The 568-nt window shown below is 23.4% G+C and carries 1 protein-coding gene; it reads right to left on the minus strand.

Features of this window, described 5'->3' with window-relative positions:
- Positions 1 to 299 precede the first annotated feature (299 nt).
- Positions 300 to 568, minus strand: a 269-nt coding sequence (locus CHF27_RS14060) for a chemotaxis protein CheW (RefSeq protein ID WP_199533681.1), incomplete at its 5' end; no start/stop codon positions are given.

The following is a 568-nucleotide window of genomic DNA, read 5'->3' on the forward strand; positions in this document are numbered from 1 at the left end:
CATTTTCTGCTTCTCCAACTATCTCAAAATCATAATTTGAAAGCATATTTTTAATAGACATACGCATAAATGCTGCATCATCAACTATTAATACTCTTTTCATAACATTTCCTCCATTTTTATCAATTAAATTTTTGACTTTTTTAATAACCACATAATTTTTATCATTTATCTTTTGAAAGAAATTTTTAACACATAGCTGTGGTAATTTAGATATTTTATCTTCTAAGTAAACCCATGACTTTACTTTATTTATTCCTTAATTATTATACATAAAATTTTTCAATAGTGCAAAATCTCTATTCGTTAATTTTATTATTCACATCCTTTACAATTTCCATTAATAAATCACAGTCTAATATTAGCTGAATTTCATTATTTATTTCACTAACACCTTTTATGAAATCTTGCTTACATTCATCTTTATTAGAGTTCGTTTTCATAATTTTATCAGGTGAAATACCCATAACTTCATTTACAGCATCAACTATTAATCCAATTTTATTCATGTTGTTTTCAATTATAATTATACAAGTTCTCTCATTATAATCAATTGAATTCATATCAA

The sequence above is a fragment of the Romboutsia maritimum genome (assembly GCF_002251085.2).
In the GTDB taxonomy this organism is placed as follows: Bacteria; Bacillota; Clostridia; order Peptostreptococcales; family Peptostreptococcaceae; genus Romboutsia_B; species Romboutsia_B maritimum.